We start from the raw sequence: 13980 nt of genomic DNA, 5'->3' as shown, positions 1-13980 counted from the left end.
TCAGCCCCGGGTCAGCTTCTTGTAGGTGGCGCGGTGCGGGCGGGCGGCGTCGGCGCCGAGCCGCTCGACCTTGTTCTTCTCGTACGACTCGAAGTTGCCCTCGAACCAGAACCACTTGGACTCGCCCTCGTAGGCGAGGATGTGCGTGGCCACCCGGTCCAGGAACCACCGGTCGTGGGAGACGACGACGGCGCAGCCGGGGAACTCGAGCAGGGCGTTCTCGAGGCTGCTGAGCGTCTCGACATCGAGGTCGTTGGTCGGCTCGTCGAGGAGGAGCAGGTTGCCGCCCTGCTTGAGGGTGAGCGCCAGGTTCAGCCGGTTGCGCTCGCCGCCGGAGAGGACCCCGGCCGCCTTCTGCTGGTCCGGCCCCTTGAACCCGAAGGCGGAGACGTAGGCACGCGACGGCATCTCCACCTGCCCGACGTTGATGTAGTCCAGCTCGTCGGAGACGACGGCCCACAGCGTCTTCTTCGGGTCGATGTGCTCGCGGCTCTGGTCGACGTAGGAGATCTTGACGGTGTCGCCGACCTTGATGTCGCCGGAGTCCGGCTCCTCCAGGCCCTGGATCATCTTGAACAGCGTGGTCTTGCCCGCGCCGTTGGGCCCGATGACCCCGACGATGCCGTTGCGCGGCAGCGTGAAGGAAAGATCGTCGATGAGGACCTTCTCCCCGAAGGCCTTGCTGAGGTTGTTCACCTCGACGACGACGTTGCCGAGCCGCGGGCCCGGCGGGATCTGGATCTCCTCGAAGTCCAGCTTCCGCATCTTGTCGGCCTCGGCGGCCATCTCCTCGTACCGCGCGAGGCGGGCCTTGGACTTGGCCTGCCGCCCCTTGGCGTTGGAGCGCACCCACTCCAGCTCGTCCTTGAGGCGCTTCTGCCGCTTGGCGTCCTTCTGGCCCTCGACCTTGAGGCGGGTGGCCTTGGTCTCCAGGTACTTGGAGTAGTTGCCCTCGTAGCCGTGCAGGCGGCCGCGGTCGACCTCGCAGATCCAGCCGGCGACGTTGTCCAGGAAGTACCGGTCGTGGGTCACGGCCACGACGGTGCCCTCGTACTTGGCGAGGTGCTGCTCCAGCCAGTTGACGGACTCGGCGTCGAGGTGGTTCGTCGGCTCGTCGAGGAGCAGCAGGTCGGGCGCCTCCAGCAGCAGCTTGCACAGCGCCACACGCCGCTTCTCACCACCGGACAGATTGACCACGGGCCAGTCGCCGGGCGGGCAGCCCAGCGCGTCCATGGCCTGCTCCAGCTGGGCGTCGAGGTCCCAGGCGTTGGCGTGGTCGAGCTCCTCCTGGAGCTTGCCCATCTCCTCGAGCAGCGCGTCCGAGTAGTCGGTCGCCATTTGCTCGGCGATCTCGTTGAACCGGTCGAGCTTGCCCTTGACCTCGGCGACACCCTCCTGGACGTTCTCCAGGACGGTCTTCTCGTCGTTGAGCGGCGGCTCCTGAAGCAGGATCCCGACGGTGTAGCCCGGGGACAGGAAGGCGTCCCCGTTCGACGGCTGCTCCAGTCCCGCCATGATCTTCAGAACGGTGGACTTACCGGCACCGTTCGGTCCGACCACACCGATCTTCGCGCCGGGCAGGAAGCTCAGGGTGACGTCATCAAGGATCACCTTGTCGCCGTGCGCCTTGCGCGCCTTGCGCATGGTGTAAATGTACTCAGCCAAGAGAAACCGTCCGGCAGCTTGATCAGGCAGTGGTCAGATACACCCCATCTTGCCGCACCGCCACCCCTGCGCGGAAACGCGTTCCCTGCGGGGCTCCTGACCTGGCCTTTCCTGGATGCCCCCGGAGCCTCACCTGTCACTGTCGGTCGCCACCGATCGGCCTCGGGCACCCTCGCACGGCCCAGAGACGGCCCAGCCGGACGCGTGGTCGAGGCCTCTCCAGTGTCAGTCCCTGCGGCTATGGTGCGTCCGCCATGAAGGGCGACGCTCTGGGGAGGGCCTGTGGGAGCCAAGACGGGACTGCTGGTGTGCGCCGACGGGGACGCCGCGGGAATGCTGCGTCAAGTGGGGGCGGCTGACCCTGTACGGACGAAGGCCATGCTGCGGCGGCTCTATCCGGGCTGCGAGATCGATGAGTGCGAGGGTTCGAACCTCTCGGACGGCGTGTACCCGCCGCAAGGGACGGTGTACGCGGCCAGCTGGCCCGGCGTGGAGGTCGTGGGCGACCAGAGTCTGATGATCGACAGCCCCTCCGAGCTTCCGGAACACCTGGTGGCGGCGAGCGCCGGCCGACGGCTCGTCCTGCATGCCATGCACAGCGTCGTCGACTGGCTGACGTTCGCCGTGTGGGAGGACGGACGCCTCGTCCGCTCGCTGAGCCTCTCGCCGGACAGCGGAATCACCGAGAACATCGGCGAACCGCTCCCCTTCGAACTGCCCTACTGGGCCGGAGACCGTCCGGCGGACATCGTCCCCTGGCCCGGCGAGGAGGAAGAGCCGTATGCCCTGCCCTTCCACCCCATGGAGCTGGGCGAGGACGCGTTGCGCGCGCTCTGCGGCTTCGTCCAAGAGGGCCGACCCGAATCTGACGACGTCGACGCGGATGCCATCAGACTGCATGGCTTCCATGTGAGGGAGCCGCATGGGCCCGACTCCGCCTTACAGGAGGCAGAACTACGCAGGGCCGCGGCAGACATGGACCCGCCACGCTTCTACACCCTGGGACCTGACGGCGAACTGATCGAGCGGTCAGGCCCTTGACCCGATCAAGTTTTTTCTGCTGAGTCTCCGCGGAGCTCCTTCACCGGGTGATCGGGATCTCGTAGATGATCTCGCAGTGAGCCGCGGGCACCACGATGTCGGCTGTCTCCACGGGCCGACCATCGTCGCTGTAGTACGTCCGCTGGATGTGCGTGACGAGGGCCGCTTTCTGGACGCCGAGTAGCGACGCCTCTTCGGCGGTCGCCTGCCTGGGCTCCGGCTGCTCGACGGCATGGCTCACCGTGATGCCGATCGCGGCCATCCGGTTCACGACGCCCGCTCCCGCGTGCGGTCCACCCTCAGGGAGAACAACGAGAGTGCCGGCGGTGAGGTCGTACGGCTCCCAACTCGTCGACAACTGCACGGGCCTGCCGTCCGCCAGAACCTCGTACGCCGTCCGCACGCACAGCTCACCCTCGCCGATCCCGAGACGCGCCGCGATGTCTGCGGGGGCCGACACCTTGGCGTCCGTCCGGCTCTCCCAATCCCCTTGCCTACCCACGGCCTTCATATCGGCCCGGAAGGGCGACCCGCTCGGCTGCTCACGCGCCGAGGACCTCACCACTCTCACCCGCTGCCGGGGCTCGGCAACGTAGGTACCCGACCCGGCTCGGCCCTCCAGCACACCTTGGGAGATCAGCAGCTCCTGCGCCCGACGGACCACGTTCTCACCGACACCGCACTCCTGGCCGATCTGCACGCGGGAAGGCAGGCGGTCTCCCGGCTCCCACAGGTGCTCCGCGATCCGCCGCCGGAGTTCGTCGGCGATGCGGAGATAGGGCGGCTGCTCAGGCATATGGAAAATCTAGTCCACTAGCTCTAATTTAGTTAACTAGCTTCACTCAAAGTGATCGCTGGATGACGGAGGCTGCCCTGTGCCCGCTTCGGGAGTTAGCGCGGCGGCCCTCGCTGCCCGGCTGTCCGCCCTTGGACTTCCTGCGCGAGTGGAGAAACACCCCCGGCACACGTCGGTGGAAGCGGAGGTGCCGGACACGCTCTCCGCCGAGTCATGGCGGGAGGTCCTGGACGTGGTGGCTGAGGCTGACCGATTCGGGCTCCTCGCCACCAGCTTGAACGACCGCACCTTATGGGCGGTCGTACGCAAAGCGGCCCACACGACGGGCGATGCCGGGGGACCGAGCCATCAGCGATAGGAGCTGAACAGCGTGCTCAACCGTATCCGCCGTGCCTTCTCCCTCACCAGGGCGCGGAACTCCACAAGAGGCAGGCACCGCCGCCCTCCAGCGCCCTCCTGCACCCCGCCTATCACTCCCGCCTCCCACACGTCCGTTGCCGCCTCGATCTTCGTCGCGAGCTTGACGCCCGCCGACGCGGCGCCCCACCGAACCCCGCTCAGGGGAGAGGACGTCGCACTCGTCCGCCCCTACGTGCTGGCGCCAGAAAAGAAGATCGGGGCACGACCGATGGTCATCGCTCCTCACCTGCCGGCGGATGCCTGGTCGGTACTCACGGGAGCCCGCTGATGCCATCTCGTCGACATCCACACATCACGGGCTCCTCGCCCACCCCCTACCGCTCGACCGCTTGCCGGACCGGCACGCACACCATCTGCGCCGAGTCGTGCCCGGACCCAATGCCCACCGACATCCCGGTGGTCTGGGAAAGGTGCGACTGCCCGTGCCATTCGACCGTGGGTCTGACCACGCCGGTGGAGGTGACGCGGTGAACGCCTGGTCCCCACGCGGCGCGCTGGTCTCCAACATCGAGATCACCGCGACCACTGTGCAGCGCGGTGACGTCATTCAACTGGGCGGCCATGCCTGCCGGGTGCGAGACCTCTTCCAGCTCCCCCAGGGAGCGAAGCAACTGGTCTTCGAGTCGGGCGAGCTGCTGACCATGCACGCGCGTACCCGGCTCGTCGCCGTGCGAATGCTGAGAAGGTGGTGACCTGCTTCATGCGCTCACGCCACCACGACATCGCCCACGATCTCCGACAGCAGATCACCACCGGCCGCATCCAGCCCAGCGAACGCCTTCCGTCCGAAGCCGACCTCGCCGACCGGTACAAGGTCAGCACAGCGACTCTGCGAAGAGCCCTCGCCGTGCTCCAGAGCGAAGGCCTCATCGAGAAAATCCACGGGAAAGGCAACTTCGTCCGCCGCCCTCACCGCAAGATCATGTATGTCGGCGGCTGGGGCATCCTGGACCCGTGGACTGCCGCCGAGCCAGCCATGCGCGTCACCATCCGCAGCGCGACCATTCAAGCCCCAGGGCACCTGGCGGCCTTGCTGAAGATGTCCACGGGAAGCCCCATCGCGGAGTTGTCCTGTCTCAGCGCTGACAGGGAATCGCCGCATGGCATTGCCCGCACCTACGTGCCCCGCGATCTGGTCTCAGCCGGAGTGCTCCTCGACGACGACTCCACATGCCGAGAGACAGCCACCAGATTCGCCCATGTCGGCCCGCCGCCTGCCGCTGTGAGAGAGACGGTCTGCGCCCGACTCCCGGCCCCCGCCGAAGCATCGGCCCTCCGGATCAGCCTCGGGTCGGTCGTCCTCTCTATCACGCGCATCGCCACCGACTCCGCCGGCCGCGTCGTCGAAGCGACACTCATGGCCTTCCCAAGCGATCGGGTCGATGCCGTCTTCAGCACACAACAGATGAACGATGAGGGGCAGGCCCAGGCATGACAGTGCCGCACGAACTGAGGCTCCTCCCATGGACGGGCCCGGAAGGAAAGCCCTGCTACCTGAGCACTGATGACGAGGGCGGCTACCTGTCCCGTCTCGCAGACAACGTCAAAGCAGCTCAACTTGGCACGGCGGCTGAACTTGTGGAGCGCGCCTCCGAAATCATCAACGAGCAGGAGGTGGCCGTTGAGGAGCTCCGCCACCTGGCCAAGGACCTTGCCGGAGCTCTGCGAGATGTCGTTCGCGTCGCGACCAGCCGCGGCCACCTCTTGGCGGTGAATGAACCGAGAGGCCCATCTACTTGATCACCGGATCCGCTGACCGGCGGGATTGACGAAGCCCACGGCTCTGATCAGCTCGGATGCCGTGGGCTTCTGTCGTAGCCGTTGGTGTCGGGTGACTTTAAACGGCCTAGACAACATTTTGCGCCGCCGCCGTGAGCCGGGTCCGCTAGCATCCCGGCTTTGAGGGGGCATACATGGCACTGGGCCGTACGGGAGCGCGGCGCATAGTCGTCGACGGCGCGATCTACCGCTGGCGGCTGCGACGCACACCCACCTACAGCCAGGCTCTCTGCTGATCGCCATGCACTTACGCCGTGGAGCATGCTGATTGTCCCGGGACAACTCTCGTCGTCACCACGAACCAACCTCACCTCAGCAACTTGCTTGAAGGCTTGGGAAACCCGGTCCTGCCCTCCGATGTCGCCAATGCCATTGCATCCGCTCTACGAAAGGGTTGGATGCCCACTCGCGCGGGATCGCCGTTTCACCTCAACCAGTCCGCAGGCTTCTCTGCCTTGCCCTGAGCTGGCTGGCGGTGAGCACCGCCTTAGGAGTTCGGTGCTGATCGCCTGTCCACCCGTGCTGCGCGGGGCGGCCGTGGCCGTGTCAGACCGCACGGAGCCGCCGCTGTCCGCTGTCGTTGATGTCAGCCATGGATGTCACCTCACACCGGCTGGGGTCACTTGCGCCGCTTGCGTGTCTTCGCCTTGCGTTCGGCTTCCTTGCGCTTCTCGATGGTGTACGACGACCACTCGCCACGGTGCAGGTTGCATCGCGACGCACCGACCATCGCCAGCCGCCGGCACCGAGTGCCCTTCTCCGTGAGCGCTCCACACCTGGACTGCGTACGAGCCACGTCTCCCACCCCCGGTCTCGACCGTCGTGCGGACCAGTGCAGGATTGCTGGGCACATGTCCTCTGTGGAAGGCGCACTGCTCCCCGCAGCGGCGCACGGCGACCCAAGGAGGTTGCTCGGGGGCGCACGCTTTCCAACTGTGTTGGTGCGTCGCAGTGTCGCGCACAGGGCCGTTCACCTGCGGTCACGAGCGGCCCGCTCGTGGGTTGCAGCCGCCCCGTGGTCTCACCTGAACGGCCGTGAACGGGGCTGAATGACACAGAAGCTGAGACGGAGCCCGCACATAACCCGGGTGACGGTTGGATGCGGTCGGCGCTAGCGTGCGGCGGTGATCAGTAATGAGGGAGCTCGCCTGGGTGCGGAGGCCGCACATCACCTGGCGCAGACGGGCCTCTATGAGTTCGAGGCGGGGTTGACGGAGGCCGAGTTCACGCGCATTGAGCGCGAGTACGGCTTCGAGTTCGCGGACGATCACCGAGCATTCCTTGCGGCCGGGCTCCCGATCAACGTCCCTCCCGAGGACGGGCAGACCTGGTCCAGGCCCTGGCCGGCGTGGCGCGGCGGCGATTTGGACAGCGTGCGTCGACAGCTCGACTGGCCGGTCGAGGGTGTTCTGCTCGATGTTGAGCACAACGCGTTCTGGTACGAGGGTTGGGGCGAGCGTCCAGCCGATGGAACGGCGGCACTGGGTACGGCTCGGCGTCATCTGGCGGAGGTGCCGGTGATGGTGCCCGTGTATGCCCACCGGTACCTACCTGCCGGCCGGGGAAGCTTCGGGCATCCGGTGCTCTCGATGTGGCAGACCGACGTCATCTATTACGGCTTGGACCTGGCCGACCACATGCACCAAGAGTTCGACGAGGCGCGAGGCGAGGTCGACGAAAGTTGGAACCCGCAAGCGACGTCCCTCTTCTGGCGGGACCTTCTCTGACTCTTCGAGGAACCCGGGCAGGCGGCGGACGCTCTCAGCTTGGGAAGCTGCGGGCGGTTCGGGCGCTGACCTGCGCTGATGGTTGACCTGCACCCTCGCCGGTGCCGCTGGCCTTCACCGTGACTCCCCGCTCGATCTGGTGCGCTTGTGGTGCGGGGCCGACGGACAACGTGGCCGTGGCTACAGTCGGTTTATGCAGTGGATCGCCTTGATCAGCACCATAGTTGGCGCGGTGATCGCCACAGGATCCGCCATGCTTTTGGACCGTCAACGGTGGAAGCGGGAGCGCTTGGATCGCGAGACGCAAACGTGTCGCACTCTTTATGGGGACTACCTGGCCGGCCTGTCTGAAGCCCGTCACGTCTGCGGTAACGTGGCTCGGGACTCGGACATGGAACCCTCGACGCGCCGCACGATGGCCCGCGAAGCGTTCGGGCCGTGCATCGGCTTGAGGTACCAGATGACCATCAGTGCGCCCAGTCGGGTCGTAGAGGCTTCAGAGGATGCCTTCCGCCGCCTGCGTGACCTTCGGGATCGGGTGATGGAGGGAGTTCTGGTCACCGATCCCGTGTACCTGGAGGGTCGCCGAACTTACGACGATGCCCTTGCTGCGCTCCGGGCACGCATGAGAGAGGACCTGGATACCAGTGAAGACGGCACTGCGCCCTGAGTTTGGGAAGCGCGTGTCTTTTGGCGGCACATGTGGTGCTGACCTGGGGCGGAGTGGTGATGGAGCCCTGGGTGCCCCGAGGTCAGCCCCTGTTGATCCCCGTTGTTCCCCGCAGGATCTGGCACGGGTCTGGCATGAGACTGTCAGACGCACGAAATGTTGTACGCCGCGCGTCAGCCAGATTCGGATCAGAGGAAGCCGGCAAAGAGGGATAGCGCTGGACAGGATCGGATCAAAAACCCTTGAGAGGGAGGCTGACCAGGAGAGGAGCGGATCAGCCTGATTGGTCGGGTGCAGGCGTCCGCAGCGCGGTCCGACCTGGGAAGTAGCTCCAGAGCCTGTGAGGCTGAGACGATCGAGGCAGCGACGGAGGCCGATATGGCCCTAAATCCCTGTGTCCACAACACAGTTGGATCGTTAGCCCTTGATCACACTGGAGCCGCTTCATGTCCAGTTCACCTGCACGTCTTGGAACATTCGCGACATCCACGCTCTTTTTTGCATGTTGCGCCGATGGTCGGTGGGCTCCACCACCAGCGGTGATCATGGTCGTAGTACTTGTGTTAGCGCTGGCTGCTTACGCTGGCCTTGGCTGTGTCGATCCGAGCCCCCTCGCGGTGCTGGCCGCGATCATAGCCGAGCGGCTGGTCGGTCGTCGCTCTGGTGACAGAGAGGCAGACCAGGGCCTGTAACCATGGGCCGACGCGCCAGGAGCATCGACGGCAGTGCAGGACCACGGCTGCGGGAGCTAGTGGAATACCTGCGTGAGCTTAAGGCGGCCACCCGCGTCACTTACCGTGAGATGGCGAGACGTACAGGGCCCAAGCCGTATTACTGCGGGGCATCGACGCTTAGCCAAGCGGTTACCGGCGCCCGGCTTCCTCGGCTCCAGGTTGTGGAAGCCTACGCGCGTGCAGTTGGTGACCCCGCTGACCAAGACGCACGTCAGCTTCGTGTCCGACGCGCTCGGCAGCTGTGGAAGGCTGCGGCCATCGAGCAGGCGCGTCCGCTTCGGACAGGTCGCGGACGCCGGCTCCGACAGATCCGTACGCCGGAAGCTCTTGGCCAAGGCCTAGCGCGGCTTCGAACGCGGGCAGGCCAGCCTTCTCTGCGCGCGATCGAACGGGTGACCGCTGTTCATGGCCACCGCGTGCCGAGATCGACGTGTCAGTTGATCTTGGCTGGCCAGGTCTTGCCCACCTCGGAACAGCTAAGGGCTCTCCTGACCGCCCTCGACGTCACCGAAGCGGCCTCCTCGGGCTGGCTTATCGCGTTGAACCGCATTGTGGCCAGAAGATTCCCCGAACTGTTCTGGTCTGGGGGGTGCGTGTGTCCAGATGGCGACCCTGCCGTAATGGCATTCCTTGAACGCCGCGACAAGGACGAAAGGATCAAGCGAAAGACCGGCCAACTACGCCAGGACGAAGACTACGACGAGTGGTTGGAGGCGCGTGTTGCCAGGGCCTTCTACCGGCGTCGATGGGACTACTTGGATGAGGATGAGTTGGCACGGTATGAGTGGATCGGAGGACACACCCCGCTCGGTGGGTCTGGATGACATGACGGGAGGCCACCGGCGAGCGATGACAGCCTGTTTACGGCCTGTGGCCTCCCTCCGTCCCTCGCGCTCTTGGAGAGCCGACAAACGAGGAAGAGGCCGCCACTGAGGTTCCTTCGGGCGTCGGCCCGAAGGAAGACCGCACCGTTCCGCGTGTGGTTGGCGCCTCGACGGAGCGGTGCGACATCACCAGCACACATCACTGGATTTTCCGGAGTACCTGTTGAACAAGCACCCCATCGGGCTCCCCTCCGCGGGAAGCCATCCGCCACACCCTACGCCCGTGTGGCGCCGCCGTGGCCGCCGTTATATGCGCATCGTTCTCATGAACGCACTGAAGGGCGCTGCGTACACATTCGGTGGCGCCGCTGTCACCTGGCTGATCTGGTGGGTCCAGACAGGCTGACATCTCACTGCGAGCGCTGGTTGCGCCGAGCGCATCTGGCGCAGCCCGGACCAATCGGATACTGATCATTAGCCGGTCTACTGATCACCCTTTCCGCTGACCAGCGGTCCTGAAGAAGCTCACGGCTCCGACCAGTTCGGATGCCGTGGGCTTCTGTCGTTGCCGGTCGGCGTCGGCTGACCTTGGACGGCCCAGAAACGACCCAAGTCTCCGCCAGCAGGGACCAGCTCACCCGTTCGACGGCGCCGGTCTCGCCACTCGAGCGGCACGGGAGCGACCGGGATTGCTCTTCGTGGGGCCAGGTGAAGGTGCGGTCCGGTTCGAGGTGGGCCTCTCCCCAGTGGATGATGTGGATCCCGTTCTCTGCGTCGGCGGTGAAGAACACGCACACGAGCCTGGTAGAGGCTCCTAGCTCCTCGAAGGCTTCGTGCAGCCCTAAGTACTCCTCCGTCGCCAGGCCGCCATCGACCTCGAATGAGCCGTCCGGCGGCTGCGGCCCGTGCGCCTGGAACAACCGCCGGCGAGTGGGTGACACGTTAGCGGGCAACCGGGCACGGTCCAGAGGCTTCGACTTGTCCGCGTACCCGAAGGGGAAGAGTGCGTGATCATTGATCACCGCATACTCGTACCCGCGAACGTCCCGTACCGACTCCCCCAGCCCCCGGGCCGTCTCCGCCAGGTTCTCGCGCACCACCCCTGCGAGGGCGGCCCCGTAAGGACTCCGCTTTTCAACCCCGCGGCGAGGTGTGCGGCATGCGCCTTCGAATGTGCCTTGGCCGGTTACACGGAACAGCAGCAGTGACCGCGCCGGCATGCTGCCCAAACCGTTCAATAGCCCAGGCCGACGGCCCGACCACATGATCACCCGATACAGACATCCCCCTCTCTGCCCGATCACCCCACCTCCAACTGTCTGACACGCACACGAAGAGGACACAAGAGGGCGATCCGGCCACGGGGCGGGCACGGTTCCTCGTTACACAGCACAGCCACAACTGATCAACGGGGGCCGTGACCTGCGGTCGCCCTATCGATCAACGTCCTGAGCCGCTGCCGAGCCGTCGGCATTTGTCGACGTTGGCCATCGTAGAGCGCCCTTCCACGGCCCGAGGACGGCCCGGAAGGGCGCTCGTGCGTTTCGGGAGACAACTGCTACACAAGTTCGGCTCGGCGATGTGTCCGTCCGCCTCGACCACAAGGGCTGCACATGGCTGCCGATGTGTACTGCTGTTCGTGGTCGTCGATGTCAGCGTTGGATGTCACTACTTCGCGGCATGGGCACGAAGATCCACAAGGGGGAAATCCGGCCGCGACGTCCCGCGAGCCTGCGTCACCCCTCACCCACCGCATGAGCGGTTGACCAAGTACCAGGAAACCATCCCGTATGGACCGAGCAGCTGTCATACTCCCCTCGCGCTAACAGCATCAAATACGTCTGGCGCGGGAGCGCTTCCAGCTGCCGCAATAGTAGCGGCGTGCGCCCTCCTGTTCACTATCGCTTCCTTTTGGTGGCTTAACGCACGCCAGGGCAGCCTAAAGTCGTACGCCCCACATTCTTTTGCTGCCGCTGTAACACAAACGAAGACGCTGATCCGCATCCCCCTCATATTCTTCAATACCGGCCCTAAGCCGATCATCGTGCAAAACCTGCGCCTTTCCCTCCCGGATGCAGGGCAAGAAGGGCTCACACTCCCCTGGAGCACCACTCGCGACAGGATTAGACCAGAGAGGAATGACGACCCTCGACTTCCGAGCGTCTTCGTGGTTGGCGGGAGGGCCGCCGAGCAAGTTTTTGCAGAATTCAGCTCTCCTTTTCCTGGATTCGTACCCGAACATAGAGAATACAGAGTCACGGTCGAATGCAAACTCGGCCACAAGGGGAGCTGGATTGCACTTCTAGATTTCCCGATTCAGCTAGGCAACATCAGCAGTCCAGCTACATCACCTACAGCAATGAGCCTAACCAAGTAATGGATGAAGATCGCGCTAAAGCAAGTGCTGAACTCGAAGCCCTGGGGCGCAAGGCCATCTCTAGCTAACTCGCGCAAACCTAAGCGACGAAATATTGAGAATGGAATAATCATGCCCATCCCTTCCCTCCCTCGATTCCTCTACTTGGACGAGAGGGGGCTCGGAGAATACCTTTCTGTGGTAGAGGAAGGGCTTTCCGATGAGTCCAAGAGGCGGCGACTGCTAAGTGCAGCCGGTGTAGATTCTTCAACGTTTGGTGAAGCGATGGGAGGTGAGTCCAGCTCCGAAGAAGAGCGGATCGTACGCGAGACGGCTAGCCAGCGCTTCATTCGATTGGTTACCGCGCTGGACTCGGCGGCTACTCGATGGAGTTATCGCGACATTACCGATCTCGGAGAGTCCATCGACGAACTAGGTGTGATGGACCTCGTGCATCTGCAGTGCGAGGTAGAGATTCCCCCCTTCGTTCAAATGTTCAGCCAGCCGGATCAACTGGATGGCATGCTGGATATGCTGGAGGCCCTTCGCCCTATGGCATCAATGATGGGCGATAACCTCGATGGCTTCCCCGGCGAAAGTGAAACCACCGCCATTCGCGGCTTCAGTAAAGCGATGAAATCGGACGTGGTCGTGGTGGGTGACCAAGATGATGATGGACCTAAGATCACCGGGAAGCTAAATAAAGAATACATTCGGGATGCCATTGAAGGTGAAGTCTTCGTCCTGGGCAAGGTATCTAAAAAATTGAAGGAAGGCGAAAGTCATTCCCTTCTTGCAATTCCCGGCGCATCTTTGATGAACCGCAAACAGCGCCGACAGGCTGCCTCGCAAGAGCAAACAGACGAAAACGCCCTCGTCGGCCCAGCCTTGACTCTGGATATTCTCGCGATTTATCGCTGATGCAGGCAGCCCAGGTCGGCGGAGCGGCTTTGGGCTGGAGCTGATCTGGCGCGAGTGATCATGGCCCATTCCGCTAGCCCGCGGATCGGACAGGTTTGTGAGCCTGCCCGTTAGTGCCCGATTTTGGGCCAAGATCTTCGAGGCTCGCGCCAAATTATCTACCTAAAGCCGTGGAGCCGAACGCCCCAGCCCCAGAGGGTGTCTCCCTATTTCATGCCCGCAGCCGCCGGGCGCGGCCAGCCGGGGCGAAGACAGGAGGCGGGCTGCGCCGTAGAGGCGGCGCGCGCCCGCGCCGTGCGCGGGCCTTGATGAAGTAGGGAAAGTCTTATCCCGCTGGGATGAGTTGCTTGCCGTCGTGGCTTCGTACGTGAGGGCCAGCCCCATCTAGGGCGTCCAGGAGTCTGATCGCGTAGACCTCGGTCATGCGGTCGCTGACCTCGTCGGTTGTGAGCCAGGAGACGGCTGTGGACTCGCTTGAGGTGCGTTCGGTGCCGCCGGAGGGCTTGCAGCGGAAGACCAGGGCGACGATGCCTCGGGTGGTGTTCTTGTAAACGCCGGTGAGTTCGTCTGACGCCTGGCTGACCAACATCGAAGCCGACATGGCGCGCGGGCCGCGGACGTCACCCTGCCCTGGCTGACCCCGACCGGTCCCAAGGTCACTCACCGGTTCCTCTTCACCAGCGGTATCGGCGCAGCCATCTGGAGCCAGGCGTTCAACGACCAGTCCTGGAAGCCCGCCCTCGCCTCCGCCGGCATCATTCTGGCCCCCGAGAAGGGCAAGCGCTACGCCGCCGCCCGCGAGCACGGCATGCACGCGCTCCGGCACTTCTACGCCTCAGTCCTCCTGGACGCCGGGGAGAGCATTAAGGCTCTGAGCCTCTACCTCGGCCACAGCGACACGGGGTTCACTCTCTGGGTGTGAACGCACCTCATGCCGTCCAGCGAGACGCGGACCCGGAAAGCCATCTCCGCGATGTACCGGGCCGCCAGTCACGCTCACGACGGCCCAGAGACGGCCCAGGCTGCCTGAGACGGCCCCTCATTGGC

11 protein-coding genes and 3 pseudogenes are annotated in these 13980 nt (G+C 64.6%); 11 read left to right on the top strand and 3 right to left on the bottom strand.

Features of this window, described 5'->3' with window-relative positions; translation table 11 throughout:
* Positions 1-1665: an energy-dependent translational throttle protein EttA gene (gene ettA / locus B9W62_RS25280; RefSeq protein ID WP_087809292.1), complete on the bottom strand. Its 1665-nt coding sequence runs from the start codon at positions 1663-1665 to the stop codon at positions 1-3.
* A 282-nt stretch (positions 1666-1947) separates the two neighbouring features.
* Between ettA and B9W62_RS25275 the strand changes: the two genes are divergently transcribed.
* Positions 1948-2706: a DUF6928 family protein gene (locus tag B9W62_RS25275; RefSeq protein ID WP_087809291.1), complete on the top strand. Its 759-nt coding sequence runs from the start codon at positions 1948-1950 to the stop codon at positions 2704-2706.
* Positions 2707-2746: 40 nt separating this feature from the next.
* Here B9W62_RS25275 and B9W62_RS25270 read toward each other — a convergent pair whose 3' ends face one another.
* The gene (locus B9W62_RS25270; RefSeq protein WP_087809290.1) at positions 2747-3502 is read right to left on the bottom strand and encodes a GntR family transcriptional regulator; all 756 of its coding nucleotides are present in this window, start codon (positions 3500-3502) and stop codon (positions 2747-2749) included.
* A 79-nt stretch (positions 3503-3581) separates the two neighbouring features.
* On the opposite strand from B9W62_RS25270, the gene B9W62_RS40865 reads away from it, so the two are divergent.
* The 9 genes and pseudogenes from B9W62_RS40865 to B9W62_RS40010 all read left to right on the top strand — a co-directional run bounded on the left by B9W62_RS40865 (position 3582) and on the right by B9W62_RS40010 (position 12933).
* Complete coding sequence (locus B9W62_RS40865; RefSeq protein WP_087809289.1) at positions 3582-3860, top strand: hypothetical protein; 279 nt, start codon at positions 3582-3584, stop codon at positions 3858-3860.
* Positions 3861-4389: 529 nt separating this feature from the next.
* Positions 4390-4614: a hypothetical protein gene (locus B9W62_RS25250; RefSeq protein ID WP_087809286.1), complete on the top strand. Its 225-nt coding sequence runs from the start codon at positions 4390-4392 to the stop codon at positions 4612-4614.
* 8 nt (positions 4615-4622) lie between these two features.
* Positions 4623-5357: a GntR family transcriptional regulator gene (locus B9W62_RS25245; protein WP_087812091.1), complete on the top strand. Its 735-nt coding sequence runs from the start codon at positions 4623-4625 to the stop codon at positions 5355-5357.
* Positions 5354-5662: a hypothetical protein gene (locus B9W62_RS40860; protein ID WP_087809285.1), complete on the top strand. Its 309-nt coding sequence runs from the start codon at positions 5354-5356 to the stop codon at positions 5660-5662. The genes B9W62_RS25245 and B9W62_RS40860 overlap by 4 nt, the downstream gene beginning before the upstream one ends.
* Positions 5663-6825: 1163 nt before the next feature.
* On the top strand, positions 6826-7428 hold the full coding sequence (locus B9W62_RS25230) for a hypothetical protein (protein WP_087809284.1): 603 nt from the start codon (positions 6826-6828) through the stop codon (positions 7426-7428).
* A gap of 193 nt (positions 7429-7621) precedes the next feature.
* A complete protein-coding gene (locus B9W62_RS25225) occupies positions 7622-8098 on the top strand; it encodes a hypothetical protein (protein ID WP_087809283.1) in 477 nt (158 codons plus the stop codon).
* Between the two features lie 694 nt (positions 8099-8792).
* Positions 8793-8960, top strand: a pseudogene (locus B9W62_RS41240) (hypothetical protein); the annotation flags it as partial.
* A 49-nt stretch (positions 8961-9009) separates the two neighbouring features.
* Entirely contained in the window at positions 9010-9174 is a 165-nt protein-coding gene (locus B9W62_RS40855; protein WP_256976574.1) for a hypothetical protein, read from the top strand.
* Positions 9175-12144: 2970 nt separating this feature from the next.
* Positions 12145-12933, top strand: coding sequence for a DUF6414 family protein (locus tag B9W62_RS40010; RefSeq protein ID WP_143665475.1), 789 nt, complete (start codon positions 12145-12147; stop codon positions 12931-12933).
* 325 nt (positions 12934-13258) lie between these two features.
* On the opposite strand, the pseudogene B9W62_RS40850 reads toward B9W62_RS40010, so the two are convergent.
* A pseudogene (locus B9W62_RS40850) lies at positions 13259-13501 on the bottom strand (NUDIX hydrolase); the annotation flags it as partial.
* Between the two features lie 48 nt (positions 13502-13549).
* On the opposite strand from B9W62_RS40850, the pseudogene B9W62_RS40845 reads away from it, so the two are divergent.
* Positions 13550-13963: pseudogene (locus B9W62_RS40845) on the top strand (site-specific integrase); the annotation flags it as partial.
* Positions 13964-13980 lie beyond the last annotated feature (17 nt).

Origin of the sequence: Streptomyces sp. CS113 (assembly GCF_002188365.1) — a bacterium.
Lineage (GTDB): Bacteria > Actinomycetota > Actinomycetes > Streptomycetales > Streptomycetaceae > Streptomyces > Streptomyces tendae.
This window is presented reverse-complemented; position numbering and strand designations above follow the sequence as displayed.